Below are 14,877 nucleotides of genomic sequence, written 5' to 3'. Positions count from 1 at the left end.
GGGGCAGGGAGCTCATGCCGGACGCGACGAGGATGGATTCTGGCGAGGGGCTCAAAGCCGTCACGCTGGCGAGGCGCGAGGGAGCGGCCGAGAGGCCCCGGCCGCGGCGCCGGCGCCTCAGCCGCGGGTATGGGCGAGCGCGTAGGCCATGCCGCTCTGCAGCGTGCCGAGCGTCAGCAGGCCGCCGAGCCCGGCGGCGTGGCGGACGAGCAGCTGGGCCGTCTCGGGCCGCACCCCGGTGAGGATCGCCTGGGCGCCGACCAGGCGCAGCGCGCTCGCGGCCCGGGCGAGGATGGCAGCCGGGGCGGCGTCGAGCTGGCGCACGCCGGTGATGTCGAGGATCACCACCTGCGCGCGCGTCCGGACCGAGCCCTCGAGGGCCGTCGCCAGCACCTGCGACGCGCGGGCGTCGTCGAGCACCCCGATCAGCGGCATCACCACGATGCTCTCCGTGATCGGCAGCAGCGGCGCCGCCATGTCCGCCAGGCGCTCCTCCTGGACGCGCAAGATCTCCGCCTGCGCCGCCGACCGCTCGCGCTCGGCCCGCTCGCGCTCGCCGATCTCGCGGCGCGTCTGCGCGTGGGCCTCGCGCAGCGCCTCGCCCTGGCGCACCAGGTCGGCGTTGACCGCCTGGAGCTGATCGAGCGCGGTCTTCAGCTCGTGCGTGCGCGCCTCGACCTGCTGCTCGAGCTGCTCGCGGGCCTGCTGCACGCTGGCGTACAGCCCGGCGTTCTCGATCGCCACCGCCACCTGCGCCGACAGCAGCTGCAGCAGCTCGACGCGCTCGGGCGCGAAGGCGTCGCGGATCGCGTTGTTCTCGACGTAGAGGATCCCCGACAGCCGGCCCTGGTGGAGCAGCGGCAGGCACAGCACCGAGCGCGGGCGCTGGCTGGCGACGTAGGGGTCGCGGGCGAAGCGGGGCTCGGCGCCGGCGTCGCCGAGCAGCACGCACTCGCGGCTGCGAGCGACGAAGCGGACCACCGAGGTCGCCAGGGCGGCGTCGTCGCGCATCGGCTGGTCGAGGCCGACGCGGACCTCGTCGGGCGCGGTGCGCATCTCGGCGGCGATCGACAGGTCCTCGCCCCGCGGCACGAGCAGGAAGCCGCGCTGGGCGCCGGCGCGGAGCATGACGATCCGCATCAGGCGGTCGAGCAGCCGGTCCAGCACCAGCTCGCCGGCGACCGCCTGGGCGGCGCGCATCAGGCCCTCGAGGTCGAGCGAGCCGACGCCGAGCCCGCGGTTGGTGCTCGTCGAGCGGCCCGTGCTGTGCCCGGCGCGCGCGGGCGCGGGCGGGGCGAGCAGGTCGGCGCGGGTGAGCAGCAGCTGGTTCGCCTTGGCGGCCGCGCCCCAGCGGGCGAAGCCGACGTGGGCGTCCTGCAGGTAGGCGCCGGCCAGCGCGCGACGGTTGCGGCGCAGGTGCAGCCGCGCCGCGCACTCGCTCGCCAGCGCCGCGTGGAGCACGAACCCGCGCGCCTGCGCCTCGGTGATCGCCTGCTCGTAGCCCGCGATCGCCTCGGCGTCGCGGCCGGCCAGGCGCGCCGCCTCGGCGTCGAGCAGGTGCTGGAGCGCCACGAACTGCGACGGGTTGCTCGTCGACCACGGCCGCAGTGCCGCGCGCTCGCGCTCGAGCTGTCGCGCCAGCGCCTCGCGCTCCGCCTCGCCGGCCGCGTCCCAGCGGGCCGCGGCGACCAGGCCCGAATACGAGTACTGCTCGGGCGAGTACATGTGCCCGGCCCCGGCGCCGCTCTCGTGCAGCTCGCGGGCGCGGGCGGCGAGCTCGAGCCCGCGCTCGTACTCGCCGTACAGGTAGGCGAGGCGCAGCTTGCTGACCGCGTAGAGCCACGGCACGAGCCCTCCGGGCGGCATGTGGGCGACGAACGCGTCCTCGTCGAAGCCGTCGCCGCCGAGGGCGCTCGTCGCCGACTCGCCCATCAAGTTGACGACCACGCGGCGCATGAACTCGACCACCGCCGTCGACGCGACGTCGCGGGTCTTGCGCAGGAGCGCCGTGACGTCGTCGATGCGGGCCTCGGCGCCGCGGATGTCGGCGTCGGCGATCAGCGCCAGCGCGGCCGATTGCAGGCAGTAGAACGACACGTAGGCGAAGTTGCCGACCTCGAGCGCGACGCGCCGCGCCGAATCGCGGTACTCCTCGCCGGCCGCGTACGGCTGGCGGTAGAACACGACCGACGTGCCGAACAAGAAGTGCACCATGCAGCGGGTGCGCAGGTTGCCGGTGCGCTCGTTGAGCTTGACCCCGAGCTCGCCGAATTCGTAGGCCTTGCCGAGCTCGCCGGTGACGCCGGCGAGCAGGAGGCTGTACACCGCGTAGCTGTAGTCCGACCCGTCGACGTTGCCGTGGCGCAGCGACAGGTTGACCATGTGCAGCACGATCAGGGGGAACAGCGCCGGCCTGCCGACGAACACGGGCCCCGACATCGACGCCAGGAGCCGCATCACGACCTCGACGTCCGGGTCGCGCGCCGGCGGGGCGTCGAGCAGGGCGCCGATCCGCCGCTCGCCGAGGTGCTCGTGGGCCGCCGCAAACGCGGCCGCGACGGCCTCCTGCAGCGCCGGGCCCTCGTCGGGCAGGCCGATGCCGTACATCGCCAGCGCCGCGCGCCCGGCCGCGACCACCGCCGCGAAGTCGCCCATCGCCGCGTGCAGGAGGACGCGGAGGTCGTAGACCTGCGCCCGCTCCTCGCGCGAGCGCGCCCGCGCGAGCGCCTCCTCGAACAGCGCGTCGGCCTCGGCGAATGCCCCGCACAGGTACGCGCACTCGGCCAGCTCGACGCGCAGCGCGAACCCGAGCTCGAACCAGCGCGCCCACGGGTCGGCGCCGAGGCACTCGCAGCCGGCCTGGAAGTACTGCCGCGCCGCGTGGTAGGCCGTCGCCGCGCGCGCCCGCCGGCCCGCGCGGAGGTTGAGCCGCGAAAGCTCGAGCCGCTCGTCGCCGCCGATCCGCGGCAGCGCCAGGTCGAGGTGGCCGACGACCTCGAACAGCGCCTCGTCGGGCACGCCCGCCGGGTGCGCGTCGCGCAGCAGCCGGCCGACGCGCAGGTGCGTCGCCTCCCGCACCTCGCTCGCCAGCAGCGAGTCGGCGGCCTGCTGCACGCGGTCGTGGAGGAAGCGGTGGAGATCGTCGCCCTCGCCGCCGGCGAGCGGTACCACCAGGCCCTCGCGGATCAGCTCGCCGAGCGCCGCGGTCGCGTCGTCGTCGCCGTCGTCGCCGCCGACGGCCGCGAGCACGCGCCACGAGAAGCGATAGCCGACGCACGCGGCCCGCTGCAGCAGCCGCTGGGCCGCGGGGGTCAGGCGGCGGATCTTGCCGGTGACGAGGGTGACGACGTTGTCGGTGACGTCGCGCGCCTGCACCTGCGCGTCGTCCCACACCCACCGGCGCGCGGCGGGGTCCCAGCGCAGGAGGCCGTCCTCGGCGAGCAGCAGCAGGAACTGGCCGATGAAGAACGGGTTGCAGTGGGTCTTCTCGCCGACGATCCGCGCCAGCGCGGCGACCTGCGGCCGCTCCATCACCAGCGTGTCCGCCAGCAGCTCCTCGACGTCGGCGAGCGCCAGCGGACCGAGCGGCACGTCGCCGACCTCGACCCCCGCCGCGCGCAGATCGGCGAGCGCGGCCGGCAGCGGGTGCTCGCGGCCGACGTCGTCGTCGCGGTAGGTGCCGAGCACCAGCAGGTACCTGCATTCGGCGTCGAGCAGCATCTCTTGCAGGAGGCGCAGCGACGCCGGGTCGACCCACTGCAGATCGTCGAACACGAGCACGAGCGGGTGGTCGGCGGCGGCGAAGACCCGCAGCAGGGCGGTGAAGATCAGGTTGAAGCGGTTCTGCGACTCGGCCGGGCCGAGCCGCGGGACCTCGGGCTGCGGGCCGACGATGAGCTCGAGCTCGGGGATCAGATCGGTGAGGAGCTTGCCGCTGCTGCCGAGGGCGGACGCGAGGGCGCGCCGCCACGCCTCGAGGACCTCGGGCGCGGCCGTCAGCAGGGTGCGGCACAGCTCGCGCAGCGCCGTGGCGATCGGGGCGTACGGCGCGCCGTGGTCGTACTGATCGCACTTGGCGGCGACGAAGAACCCGCCGCCGCGGGCGACCGGCGCCGCCAGCGTCTGGACCAGCGCCGACTTGCCGGCGCCGCCGGGCGCGCGCACGAGCAGCAGCGTGCGCGCGCCGTCGGCGACGCGGGTGAAGGTCGCGAGCAGGGCGTCGATCTCCTGCTGCCGTCCGTACAGGCGCGGCGGGATCCGCGGGGTCGACGGCCGGTCGGCGCTGCCGAGCGCGAACGGCTCGATCGTCCCCGTCGCCGCCCACGCGGCCGCGCAGCGCTGCAGGTCGGCCCGCAGCCCGGCCGCGCTCTGGTAGCGATCCTCGGCCGCCTTGGCGAGCAGCTTCATGATGATGTCCGACAGCACCGGAGGCACCTTCGGCATCCGCGCCGCCGGGGCGACCGGCACGCGCGCGAGCTGGCTGTGGACCAGCGCCATCGCGTCGCCGGCCTCGAACGGCAGCACCCCGGTCACCAGCTCGTAGAGCGTCACGCCGAGCGAGTACAGGTCCGAGCGCGCGTCGACCGGCCGGTTCATGCGCCCGGTCTGCTCGGGCGACATGTACGCCAGCGTGCCCGCCATCCCCGCGCCCGCGTCGACGCGCGGCGCCCCGTCCTCGCCGCCGGCGATCGCCAGGCTGAAGTCGATCAGCTTCACCTGCCCGGTCGCCGGGTCGTAGACGATGTTGTGCGGCTTGACGTCGCGGTGCAGCAGCGGATAGCGGTGCAGCAGGTCGAGCGTGCCCGCCACCTCGACGCCGATCGCCAGCACCGCCGCGAGGTCGAGGGCGCCGGCGTGGAACAGCACGTCGAGCGAGCGGCCGCCGCAGTCCTCGAGCACCAGCGCGAGCTCGTCGCCGATCGTCTCGAGCGCGTGCGGCTTGATCACCCCCGGCAGATCGAGCGATCGCAGCACCGCGAACTCCCGCCGCAGCGCGGCGTGGATCGCCGGCGCGAGCGGCCCACCCTTGCCGATCTTGACGACCACCCGGGCGCCGTCGCGGGCGCGGACGGCCCGATGGATCACCACGCCCTCGCTCTCGTGCAGCTTCGCGGTGAACGTGTACGCGCCCTGTTCTGCCATGCTCTTGTGCCTCGTGATCCGTCGATCGTCGCGCCCAGCCGCCGCGCGAATCCTCGATCGCGCCACCGCTTCCGAGCGTACGTCCCGAGCGTACGTGACGCGGCGCGACCGGGTAAAGCATCCGCGCCAGCGCATCGTCGCCTCGCTTACTGCCGCGGCGATCCGAGGCTCGCGGAGACCGCGGACTGTGCGCGGCAACACGCGCCGGCGTCGGCTGCAAGTGCCGGTCAGGGGCCTCTTGCTGACCGGCAAAGCTCCTGCAGAGCGGGGTACGTCGATGCAAGATGCTCCCGCCACGCGGCCCCAGTCGCAGCAGTGTCCGGGGACATCGCCACTCTCCGAGACCGCGTGCTGCTCCGCCCCACGTCGCGCCGGACTTCGATGACGATCGCCAGCACGAGCGTGCCCTTTTCGTCTCGAAGCTCGAACATGCGGGCGGTCTCCTGTGCAGCCCGTCGGCCCTCCTGAGCAGCCCCGGCGGGCCTCCTGCGCAGCCCCGGCGTCGTCTCGCGCGCCTTTGTGGTTGCTGCGCAATTGTTCCTCCCTCGTGCGCCCCCCTCCGCCAGCTCCGTGGCCCGCTGCCCGCGGCGCCGGGCACGCCGCTCCCTTCGATCTGATGCGCGGCACACCGCCTCTCCTGGCCCTCGGCCCGAGCGCCTCCTTTGAAAGACCGTACCCCGGTCTTTACCCGCCCGACGCCCTGCCAATCTGCCGCGGTCCGGGCAGCCCGCGAAGCGCGCTGCCCGGACCGTCGGCAGCATTGGCTCGTTGGGCAGCTCCGCGTGTATCGCGCGGCTCACAAACGCGGCTCCCATGGAAGTTAGTCAAAGCCTGGTTCCTGCAGACTCGTGCTTCTTGAGCTTCACGCCCATTCTCAGGCTTCTCCGGCGGCTGCGAGGACGTGCTGCTTCAGCGCGGCGCCGCCAGCGCGATGGCCGCAGCCTCTCCGGGGTCGAGCTGCACGAGGAGCTGCCGCAGAAAAGGCCCATCGAGCGGCGCGGCCACGACCAACGCATTGGCACCTGGCGCCTCACGCCAAGCGCCGAGGGCGTGCTGGCCTCGATCGAGCTCGTCGACCACCTGGGCGGGAAGGAGCACGCGCCCGAACAGAAGCCCGAGCAACGGAAGCTGTCCGATCCGGAGGACGTGCGACACGGGCGTGTTGTTCTGTCGTTCTCGAAGCAGGGCACGTGGTGCTTGCTCCAGATTCGTGACGGCGTTCGACTGTGGATCGACGCTCCGTCGGCCCAACGTCGCAATCAGCTGTGCTGCGCGACGAAGGGGCGCGCGGCACCGTCGGCGCACCCGGCCAGGGCATCGGGCGCATCAGCGAGGCCGGCTGGGAAGCGGACTGGGCCGGCGACGGCGGCTGGGGCACGCCGGGCCAGGGAGGCGGCGGACGCGGCGGCCGCAGGGGCGGGCTCGGCGTGTGCGGCGCGGCGTCCAGGGGGGGCGCCGGGGGAGGATCGGGAGGGGCCGGCGGCTGGGCGGACGAGGCGGCGACGGGGGCGAGAACGGCTACCCGAGCATCGGCATCGTCGCGCTGCACGCTCATGCATCTGCCCAGATCACACGGACATCGTAGGGCGTCATGAGCCGATCGGCGGTGACGAGCTGGATGTCCTCGACCTGGGCCTGCGCGACCAGGATCCGATCCAATGGATCCTTGTGATGCGGGGGAAGTCCGGCGACCTGGAGGGTGTGCCGTTGCTCGATGGGCAGAGAAAGGTGACCGAGGGCGGCCATGCGAGAAGGAATGTATTCGGCAGGCGGGATGGGAAGGGAGAGCTTTCCGAGCGCGTGCTTGATGACGATTTCCCACGCTGTCGCTGCCGAGATGTAGACGTCAGTACCTTCTGCGACGAGCATCTCCACGACGTCGCGCCTGATCCTCTCGGGGTCGGCGACGAGCCAGAGCCAGCAGTGTGTGTCGAGCAGCAACCTCATGTCTCGCCATCGAACGCTCGCTGTAGGTCCTCCGGCAGCGGCGCGTCGAAGTCATCGGCGATCTGGACCGTACCCCGATCCATGCCAAGCGCTGCCCGCTTGTCGCGTGGCGCAGCCTTCTGCGGGGCGGTGATGAGGACGATCACCTCCGCTGGACCTTCTGGAAGGTCTGCGGGCACCAGCAGCTCTACCCGACGGTCTGCGGGGATGACGATGGGGATCTTGGCGGCTTGCACGGTGCTTCCTCCTGCTCCGTTATCGGCGATCTCAGTCTAGCGTCAGAGCTCCCCGGCGTCACGCGCGATGCCCGAGGCGGGCCGCCCGGTGCGCGCGGCCCGGACGAACACGTCCGGCAGGCGCCGGCCCGACCCGGCGCGATGTGCCGGAACCTGTGCCTGAACGACCGTACCCCGGTCTTTACCCGCCCAACGACTGCGGTTCTGCCCGCGAGTTGGGCGGCACGTGCCGCGAGAAATCCGCCGGGATGGGCACAAGTTCAACCACCGCCGACCACGATTGGGACGAGGCCGGAGAGGTCGATCTGCGCGACGATATCGACGGCGAATCAGCGCGTCAGAGTGCCTTCGATGTCCCATCGGGTAATTGGTCGAGGGCGTCACCTTCACGCTGGGGCCGCCGGGCAAGGGCGGCATCCGCTGGGACGACCAGGGCGAGATGATCTCGGGAGAGGACGGCGTCGCCGTGGAGACGCTCCGGTTTCCTGAATGGTTGGATTGGAGCTCGCCCAGCGAGCCGCGTCGGTGGAAGCGGGCGCGTCCTCAGGCCCGGGGGGAGGACCACCGAGCGCGGCACAGAGCCGCCGCTGATGGGCTGCGTCGTTACGAAGTTCTTCATCGAGCCACCGCGACCGGGCCTGGCGGGCCGTGCGCCGTGTTCAGCATCTGCCTGGAGGAGGCCATGGCGAGGCCCGCCATCGCCCTTCCGTGATAGGAGACCGCACCAGTCGCCGGTATGTACGGGATGCTTCCCACGTGGTCGCGGAGCCGCGCGCGCGGGTCGCGGTCAATTCGCCCGCTGCGGCGGTGGTGGCGGCCAAGGCAGGCCTGGGGATCACGAGAGCCCTGGACTACCAGATCGCATCGGAGCTGCGAAGCGGAGCCCTCACGCCGCTCCTCGAGGCCTTCGAAGTGCCTGCTCTTCCGATCCACCTCGTCTTCTCCGGTCAGGGCCGCCTACCGCTGAAGGTCCGCGCCTTCCTGGACTGGATGGCGCCCCGGCTGCAGGCCCGGCTTGCGGCCGAAGGCGTCGGGGTGCCGGCGGGGCAACCGAGGCCAGGCGCCTAGCGGCCCGCCGAGGCGACGGCAGCCTCTCGTTTTACGAGAGGGAGCCTAACGATCTGATCCACTGCAGCGCCGCCGGCGCGACGGCTTAAGCCTGGGCGCACGCGTGGGTATCAACTATCGCACCCGTCCCCATTGGGACCGCGAGGTCATGGCGTTCACGAGCGGCCGCGGCGCGGACGCCGTGATCGAGATGGCCGCGGGCGAGAACCTCGCTACCTCCGTCGAAGCCCTGGCCTACGGCGGAAGGATCCTGCTCGTCGGCCTTCTGGACAGCGACCGCATCTCGACCCCGGTTGGCCCGCTGCTCCTGCGTCGCGCGACGATCAATGCGATCGGCGTCGGACCCCGGCGAGCGCTGGAGGACATGATCAGGGCCATCGATGGTCTCGGGATCCGCCCCGTTGTGGCCGCGACCTATGACTTGGACGATCTCCCGGCGGCCGTCGCCCATCTCCAGGGGGGCGCCGTCGGCAAGGTCGTCATGCGCGTCCAAGCCTAGACGAACGATCGGGCCGCTTCCGAACGGGCATCGTCGAACGGAATCTGGCGAAGCTGGATGCGCAGCGCGCCGAGTACGAGACCTGGAAGGACGTATCCCACAGCACGTATTTCTCGTGATGGTGACCAGGGGGATCGGTCGAGCTGAGTTGGGCCTGGGCGGAGCTATCGCCGATCGCCTCGTCACGATGCTTTGCGAACGAGCGTCACCTCGCGCGGTGGCAGCCGCACGATCTTCCGCCCGCTCTTGGCCTCACGCGCCTTGAGCGCTTCGGCGAGCTCATCGATATCGTACTCGTACTCCTTGGCGATGGCGTCGCGGGCAGCACGAACCTCGTCAATGATGGAATCGGAATAGCGCATGATGTTACTCCTCCACGAGCTCCAGAGGCGTGCAGATAATCGGAGGCTCGAAGCCACCAGAACGGCAGATCTCCTCGCTCTTGGGGCGCATCGTGGCGTTGGCGAGCGGCTCGCCGCTACGACGTCGGGTGCAGAGCCCGGGTTGGCTCGTCACTGGACGTCCAACCATCAGGGCTTGATGGGACCGCATGCGGCGCTCCCATCACCTCTTTCTCCAGTAGTCCTCGGTCGTCTGCTCGGTCTCATCGAGGCTCTGGATCAGCGCGGCCGCCACGGCCGCTCGGTCCTCCGCCGACAGACGCAGCGCTGCGACCAGGACATTCTCGACGTCGCTCATGATGCAGGGACCTTACCGCAAGTTCGGTCGGGTCACGAGCCGGGCCCGCCTCGGCGCGGGTCCTGGGCGAGGGGCCGTGGCTCGCGGGGGCGCGGCGTCAGCCGAGCACGCCGAACAGCTCGCCTTCGAGCGGCCGCGAGCGGAACCCGTCGGGCCCCTCGGGCAGCTCGCCTGCGACGGTGATGCGGCGAACGACGCGCGGCAGGTCGAAGTGGGCGTAGTCGATGGGGCCGGCGTGGGCGGTGGCCTGGTTGTCCCATACGGCGATCGCGTTGGGCGTCCAGCGGAAGCGCACCGCGTACTCGGGCCGTGTCACCTCGTCGGCCAGCATGTCGAGCAGCGCCTGGCTCTCGCGCTCTCGCAGGCCCACGATGTGGCTCGTCGTCCCCGGGTTGACGAACAGCGATTTGCGGCCGGTCCGCGGGTGCACGCGCACGAGCGGGTGAAGCGCGGCGAACGGGCCTACGGCCTTGCGGCCCGGCCTGGGCTCTCCGCTATCGTAGCTGCTCGTGCGGTGGACGGCCTGGAGCCCGTTGACGAGCGCCTTGATCGTGGGCGACAGGCCGTCGTAGGCGCACTCGAGGTTGCTCCAGAGCGTGTCGCCGCCGTACGGCGGGATCTCCACGCCGCGCAGGATGGAGTACCTGTTCGGGTTGGCGACGAAGGTGATGTCGATGTGCCAGCCCTTGTAGTCGCGCGGCGGCTTGGCGGTGGGGATGGAGAGGTCCGACCGGTGGTTCTCCTTGTACTCGGCGGCCTTTCGTTCCCAGATCTCGGGGTGCTCAGGGAGCCCCAGCGCGATCGGGTGGGCCGGCGTCAGCGGGCCGAAGGTGCGGCCGAAGGTGAGCAGCTGTTCGTTGGAGATGTCCTGCTCGCGGAAGAAGATCACCTTCCATTGGAGCAGGGTTTGCTCGATTGCCTGCACCGTGGCAGGGGCCAGCGGCTTGCGCAGGTCGACGCCGTGGATCTCCGCCCCGATCACGGGCGTCAGCGGTCGTACATCCAGCCGCAGAGGGTGGGTCTGTTGTTCGGCAATGAGGGCGGACATGGCACTCTTCTCGCAGTCTTGAACGATGAACGAGCCTGGACGCCAGCTCGCGGCTCGCCCTGAGCATGCGCCGTTCCAGTTTAGTGACTCGAGAAATTCTTGTGGGGCCGCACAGCTCGGGGCATGGTTCCACCCCGCCGTGGCGACGCGGTCGCGCGGTCCGTCGCGCCGAGCGCGCGTGGAGCAAGGGGGTGCTCGCGACGATGCACGGCGAGGTGGCGGAAGCGGGATGTGCCGCCACGCCTGTTCCGCAGGCAGCAGCCTTGCGGGTGCAGTGTTGCGCACGAAGCAGTCCCCGGGGGGACCGATCAGCGAGGCCGGCTGAGAAGCGGACTGGGCCGGCGACGGCGGCTGGGGCACGCCGGGCCAGGGCGGCGGCGGAGGCGGCGTGCGGGGCGCGCGGCGCGCACGGCAGTGAGGTGATCGCGGGGCGGGGGGACCAGGCGGAGCGGCAGCGCGGCGGCCTCCTGCGCAGCGCCGTCGGCCGTCCTGCGCAGCCCATGGGCCTTCCTGCACAAGACCCGGCGCCCTCCTGTGCGGCCCCGTCGACCCTCCTGCGCAGCCCCGGGGGGGTTCCTGCGCGGCCTGGGCGCCTTCCTGTGCACCTCCACTGGTGTCCTGCGCAACATTCGCCCCTGTCCTGCGCGGCCTCCGCACCCCTCCTGCGCGCCCCCGTTGGTGTCCTTCGTCACCGTCGTCCGGCTCCTGGGCAGCCCCGGGGAGTCTCCTGGGCAGCCCCGGCGTCGTCTCGCGCGCCTTTTGTGATTGCTGCGCAATTCTTCCTCCCTCGTGCGCCCCCTCCGCCAGCTCCGTGGCCCGCTGCCCGCGGGCTGGGTCGGCGTCCGGGGCGAGGAAGGCAAGAGGGGCGGCATCGGCCAAGGGGGCGCACCTCCTCGAACACCTCGGTGTCAGGCAAGCAGAGGACCTCCCGCCGGCCGCCGCGAGCTGCGCTCTCGGCGACGGGCTGCGCCCGGTGGCGGGGTGAGTGCTCGCCGGCTGGAATCCATGGTTCGGCGGCTCAGGGTGCGGAACGCCGGCCGATGCCTATGCGGCGTTCTCCTCCGGAGTATTCGTGAAGATGAACTCGATGTTTTGCAGGGCACCGGACCCAAGTTGCTGGCGCAGGTAGCTCCAGACCGTTTCCTGTCGCTGCGCCTCGTTCTGGTCACGGAACGACCCGGACACCACGGTCGCGATGAGGCTCTGCTCTCCGACGACGTTCGCTTCGTCGACGTTGGGCATCGTGGTGAGGGCTTGCTCCAGTTCTGCTCGCGTCGCCATGTTCGTCCTCCTGACGTCCTACAGTTGAGCCAGCACACCCGCGCCGAATTGCTCCAACGCTTCGCTCCACACCTCGACGGTTTCCTGCTGGAGAGCGCGCGCGGCGTGATGACCGCGCCCCGTTGCGGTGTTGCGGTCGGCGCGGTGAACGATCCAGTGCCGGCGCTTCATCATGGGACCCAGCTTATCTCGGTAGGGAACCAACAGAACCTTCGGCAGTGGCGAAGCGGGTCTCGATCTCTGCCTTCATGCCATCCATCCTGGAACCAGCCTGCCGCACTGTCCAGCGAGCGAGCCTCGGCGTCGAGCCCACCGCCGAGACCGTCGAAGGAGGGGGGAGGGCGCGATCTCGAGGCGCAATTGTTCACTCCCGCCGCCAACGGTGACACCTACAGCCGATCATGGAGGTGCGTCGGCGCTGCGATGGGCTTGCAGTGCCCGGGGACATAGCCGCTCTCCGAGACCGAGTGGTGTTCGATGTCCATGGCGCGGGAGTTGAAGCTGACGGACGACCCGCTGCTCCCCAGCGCGATAGCTGCCGCCAACCTGAATCCAGAGCGACATGCGTACGCTGCCCGGAAGGGAAGAGCCCGGCGCCGACGTCGGCGGTGGATCGAGACGTTCCACGACCGCGTCCTGAAGCCAACCGTTGGCAGTGAGCCAGCTCTGAAGATCTGCGGCGGGGCGGAGGAACATGTTCGCCGTTTACCGATTGTGAGTAGTCGTGCACAGGTGCTGTTTCAGGTGGGCGCGTGGGCGTGGGTCGTCACCGGGATCGGGCACCTCGCGATCACCGCGCTGCTGCTCGGTCGCCCCGCGATGCCCGCCGCGGAGACCGCGGTCCTGGATGCGATGCGGGCGCACCGGATGACATGATGGGGCTGTCGCGCGACCTGCTCGGCCTCTTCAGGGGGTTCAGCGTGGCCATGGGCCTGGTGCTCGCGCTGCACGGCGCCGTCTGCGTGCTCGCCGCGCCCGCCCTCGCCGCGCTCCCTGCTGTCGTGCGCTGAACGCGGCGGTGTCGCTGGCGCTGCTGGCCATCGCCGTCCGCGCGTTTCCGCCGCCGCCGATCGTGACCCTGCTGGTCGCGACGGCGTGCTTCGGCGCGGCGCTCGTGGTGGGCTGAGCGTGCGGGCGAAGATCGCCCATAGCCCATCGCAGTCGCCACGAGCGGGCCGTCGGACGAACCGTTGCGGGAGCGCTCGTTCAGGTTCCGGCGGAGCGCGCCGCCGCCGCGAGGCGGAGGACCGCAGGCTGGGGCGCGAACGCGGTCCCTTCGGCGCGGCGCCTCCGGCTGCCCGGCCGCCGCGCGCCCTCCAGGCGGCCCAGGCCCCCCATGCGGCGCTCGCCGCGGTCGACGACCATGGATGGTCTCGGGCGAGGACGGCGTCGCTCTGGAGACGCTCCGGTTTGCTGCATCGCTGGATTGGAGCTCGCCCAGCGAGCCGCGTCGGTGGAAGCCGGCGCGTCCACAGGCCCAGGTGGGTTAGTAGATTCGGATTCGTTCAAAATCGGCGATGGCCATCTCCAAGAGCCGCAGAAACGTCCTACCTCCGGGCTCTGTCAGCAGCGTGAGGTTGGGATACGTGAACTCGCACGGCACGACCACACGACCGTCATCGGACCAAGGGTACTCCGCATTCGCGGGCGAGATCTCACGATCGACCGCGGGCGCCAGTTTCTCGATCTCGCGGGCCAGCTTTCGCGCAACCTTCACGGTCTCTCGGAGCAGCTCATCTTTTCCTGCGTAGCGCTGCTTGATCTCGGGCGACCCGAGGTAACTCTGCATGAACCGGGAGAATGCCACGTGTTCGGTGGTGAGCCGCTCCTCGTCCGTGTCCGTGTCCCGGAATCTGTACGCCTTCGCAACCTTCTCGCCGGCCATCTGGAGGCAGTGGAGCAGATGACAGATCGGGACACCTGGAATACTCGACAGGAGCCGATAGATCTCGAAATCGCTGCCGCCTTGCTTCATATAGGCAAGCGCCCAGCTCGCCCGGTCGGGGACGGACGTCGCGACGTCACGCGGCATCGGCATCCCGAGGCCGGAGGAACTCTCGTGCGGTCTCGAGCGACCACCCCGCAGGCAGCGGGATCTTGCGCTGACGAATGGCGTCTATCTCGGCCGGCGTGACCTCGGCGACCACGCTCGGGTAGGTGATGTCTCCTGCGGCCCCGAACGCGAAGGGTACCACGCGTCCAGTCTCAACACTCGCCGCGTTCACCTCAAGGAGCTTGATCGGCTCGCCGGCTGCGTTCTCATCCGTCGCGATGATCCGGTAGACCGCGCGGAGTTCCGGCTCGATCCTGAAATGCCAGGCGATCAGGCTTGCAGCTACCTCGTCCTTCTCGTGCACGTCGACCTCCTCGCTCGTAGGTGTGCGGGCAGGGTAGCACATCGGGCGGTCGCGAGCTCCGGCGGGCACCTCGCGATCACCGCGCTGCTGCTCGGTCGCCCCGCGCCGCCCGCCGCGGAGACCGCGGTCCTCGGCGCGATGCGGGCGCACCGGATGACCATGATGGGGCTGTCGCGCGACCTGCTCGGCCTCTTCAGGGGGTTCAGCGTGGCCATGGGCCTGGTGCTCGCGCTGCACGGCGCCGTCTGCGTGCTCGCCGCGCCCGCCCTCGTCGCGCTCCCTGCTGTCGTGGCGCTGAACGCGGCGGTGTCGCTGGCGCTGCTGGCCATCGCCGTCCGCGCGTTTCCGCCGCCGCCGATCGTGACCATGCTGGTGTTGACGCTCAGGCTGATTGATGGCGTTGCGCGCCGTCTGGTTGATGGCCATCACGAGCTTGCGCGGGCGAGGTCGAGGAGGGCGATGGCCATCACCCGCCTGCGCGGGCCGCGCCGCTGGGCGATGGCCATCTCCGGCGCACGGGGGCGCTCAACGCGCGATGGCCATCGCGTCGGATGACCCGTAGGCGCCGACGGCGCGATGGCTGCCGGCGCCTGCCACGCG

The 14,877-nt window shown here is 71.2% G+C and carries 17 protein-coding genes; 6 read left to right on the top strand and 11 right to left on the bottom strand.

From position 1 onward, the window contains the following. Positions 1–117 precede the first annotated feature (117 nt). The 4 genes from WMF27_RS37555 to WMF27_RS37540 all read right to left on the bottom strand — a co-directional run bounded on the left by WMF27_RS37555 (position 118) and on the right by WMF27_RS37540 (position 7,325). On the bottom strand, positions 118–5,343 hold the full coding sequence (locus tag WMF27_RS37555; protein ID WP_437943401.1) for an AAA family ATPase: 5,226 nt from the start codon (positions 5,341–5,343) through the stop codon (positions 118–120). A gap of 708 nt (positions 5,344–6,051) precedes the next feature. Next, positions 6,052–6,264 (bottom strand): hypothetical protein, encoded by a 213-nt coding sequence (locus WMF27_RS37550; protein ID WP_437943400.1) that lies wholly within the window; start codon positions 6,262–6,264, stop codon positions 6,052–6,054. A gap of 429 nt (positions 6,265–6,693) precedes the next feature. Then, complete coding sequence (locus tag WMF27_RS37545) at positions 6,694–7,089, bottom strand: type II toxin-antitoxin system VapC family toxin (protein ID WP_437943399.1); 396 nt, start codon at positions 7,087–7,089, stop codon at positions 6,694–6,696. Next, complete coding sequence (locus WMF27_RS37540) at positions 7,086–7,325, bottom strand: hypothetical protein (RefSeq protein ID WP_437764093.1); 240 nt, start codon at positions 7,323–7,325, stop codon at positions 7,086–7,088. The genes WMF27_RS37545 and WMF27_RS37540 overlap by 4 nt, the downstream gene beginning before the upstream one ends. A 648-nt stretch (positions 7,326–7,973) precedes the next feature. Here WMF27_RS37540 and WMF27_RS37535 point away from each other — a divergent pair. Both WMF27_RS37535 and WMF27_RS37530 read left to right on the top strand, forming a co-directional pair. Next, positions 7,974–8,393: a LysR substrate-binding domain-containing protein gene (locus WMF27_RS37535; protein WP_437943398.1), complete on the top strand. Its 420-nt coding sequence runs from the start codon at positions 7,974–7,976 to the stop codon at positions 8,391–8,393. 61 nt (positions 8,394–8,454) lie between these two features. Next, positions 8,455–8,892, top strand: coding sequence for a zinc-binding dehydrogenase (locus WMF27_RS37530; protein WP_437769956.1), 438 nt, complete (start codon positions 8,455–8,457; stop codon positions 8,890–8,892). 182 nt (positions 8,893–9,074) lie between these two features. On the opposite strand, the gene WMF27_RS37525 is transcribed toward WMF27_RS37530, so the two are convergent. From WMF27_RS37525 to WMF27_RS37505, 5 genes are all read right to left on the bottom strand, one after another. Next, positions 9,075–9,254 carry a hypothetical protein gene (locus WMF27_RS37525; protein WP_437764095.1) on the bottom strand — a complete coding sequence of 60 codons (180 nt, stop codon included), beginning with the start codon at positions 9,252–9,254 and terminating at the stop codon, positions 9,075–9,077. 202 nt (positions 9,255–9,456) lie between these two features. Further along, on the bottom strand, positions 9,457–9,591 hold the full coding sequence (locus WMF27_RS37520; RefSeq protein ID WP_437764096.1) for a hypothetical protein: 135 nt from the start codon (positions 9,589–9,591) through the stop codon (positions 9,457–9,459). 97 nt (positions 9,592–9,688) lie between these two features. Beyond that, positions 9,689–10,639: a TauD/TfdA dioxygenase family protein gene (locus tag WMF27_RS37515; protein WP_437943397.1), complete on the bottom strand. Its 951-nt coding sequence runs from the start codon at positions 10,637–10,639 to the stop codon at positions 9,689–9,691. 1,044 nt (positions 10,640–11,683) lie between these two features. Continuing rightward, entirely contained in the window at positions 11,684–11,920 is a 237-nt protein-coding gene (locus WMF27_RS37510; RefSeq protein ID WP_437764098.1) for an AMP-binding enzyme, read from the bottom strand. Between the two features lie 18 nt (positions 11,921–11,938). Then, entirely contained in the window at positions 11,939–12,094 is a 156-nt protein-coding gene (locus WMF27_RS37505; RefSeq protein ID WP_437943396.1) for a hypothetical protein, read from the bottom strand. A gap of 558 nt (positions 12,095–12,652) precedes the next feature. Between WMF27_RS37505 and WMF27_RS37500 the strand changes: the two genes are divergently transcribed. The 3 genes from WMF27_RS37500 to WMF27_RS37490 are packed head-to-tail and all read left to right on the top strand — an operon-like array spanning position 12,653 to position 13,046. Continuing rightward, positions 12,653–12,796 carry a hypothetical protein gene (locus tag WMF27_RS37500; RefSeq protein ID WP_437943395.1) on the top strand — a complete coding sequence of 48 codons (144 nt, stop codon included), beginning with the start codon at positions 12,653–12,655 and terminating at the stop codon, positions 12,794–12,796. After that, a complete protein-coding gene (locus WMF27_RS37495; protein ID WP_437943394.1) occupies positions 12,793–12,930 on the top strand; it encodes a hypothetical protein in 138 nt (45 codons plus the stop codon). Before WMF27_RS37500 ends, WMF27_RS37495 begins: the two co-directional genes overlap by 4 nt. Before the next feature lie 8 nt (positions 12,931–12,938). Then, positions 12,939–13,046: a hypothetical protein gene (locus WMF27_RS37490; RefSeq protein ID WP_437943393.1), complete on the top strand. Its 108-nt coding sequence runs from the start codon at positions 12,939–12,941 to the stop codon at positions 13,044–13,046. Positions 13,047–13,406: 360 nt separating this feature from the next. On the opposite strand, the gene WMF27_RS37485 is transcribed toward WMF27_RS37490, so the two are convergent. Together WMF27_RS37485 and WMF27_RS37480 are read right to left on the bottom strand one after the other, a co-directional pair. Beyond that, positions 13,407–13,952: a hypothetical protein gene (locus tag WMF27_RS37485; RefSeq protein ID WP_437943392.1), complete on the bottom strand. Its 546-nt coding sequence runs from the start codon at positions 13,950–13,952 to the stop codon at positions 13,407–13,409. Beyond that, positions 13,942–14,277: a hypothetical protein gene (locus WMF27_RS37480; protein ID WP_437943391.1), complete on the bottom strand. Its 336-nt coding sequence runs from the start codon at positions 14,275–14,277 to the stop codon at positions 13,942–13,944. Before WMF27_RS37480 ends, WMF27_RS37485 begins: the two co-directional genes overlap by 11 nt. Here WMF27_RS37480 and WMF27_RS37475 point away from each other — a divergent pair. Beyond that, positions 14,272–14,832 carry an LIC_13387 family protein gene (locus tag WMF27_RS37475; RefSeq protein ID WP_437943390.1) on the top strand — a complete coding sequence of 187 codons (561 nt, stop codon included), beginning with the start codon at positions 14,272–14,274 and terminating at the stop codon, positions 14,830–14,832. The genes WMF27_RS37480 and WMF27_RS37475 overlap by 6 nt on opposite strands. The last annotated feature ends 45 nt before the right edge of the window (positions 14,833–14,877 follow it).

This window comes from Sorangium sp. So ce281 (assembly GCF_051527395.1).
In the GTDB taxonomy this organism is placed as follows: Bacteria; Myxococcota_A; Polyangia; order Polyangiales; family Polyangiaceae; genus Sorangium; species Sorangium cellulosum_B.
This window is presented reverse-complemented; position numbering and strand designations above follow the sequence as displayed.

Bases quoted from the DNA above. Each gene is read 5' to 3' on its own strand.
- WMF27_RS37545 (WP_437943399.1), bottom strand. From the start codon at position 7,089: ATGAGGTTGCTGCTCGACACACACTGCTGGCTCTGGCTCGTCGCCGAC.
- WMF27_RS37525 (WP_437764095.1), bottom strand. From the start codon at position 9,254: ATGCGCTATTCCGATTCCATCATTGACGAGGTTCGTGCTGCCCGCGAC.
- WMF27_RS37520 (WP_437764096.1), bottom strand. From the start codon at position 9,591: ATGAGCGACGTCGAGAATGTCCTGGTCGCAGCGCTGCGTCTGTCGGCG.
- WMF27_RS37515 (WP_437943397.1), bottom strand. From the start codon at position 10,639: ATGTCCGCCCTCATTGCCGAACAACAGACCCACCCTCTGCGGCTGGAT.
- WMF27_RS37510 (WP_437764098.1), bottom strand. From the start codon at position 11,920: ATGGCGACGCGAGCAGAACTGGAGCAAGCCCTCACCACGATGCCCAAC.
- WMF27_RS37505 (WP_437943396.1), bottom strand. From the start codon at position 12,094: ATGATGAAGCGCCGGCACTGGATCGTTCACCGCGCCGACCGCAACACC.
- WMF27_RS37495 (WP_437943394.1), top strand. From the start codon at position 12,793: ATGATGGGGCTGTCGCGCGACCTGCTCGGCCTCTTCAGGGGGTTCAGC.
- WMF27_RS37485 (WP_437943392.1), bottom strand. From the start codon at position 13,952: ATGCCGCGTGACGTCGCGACGTCCGTCCCCGACCGGGCGAGCTGGGCG.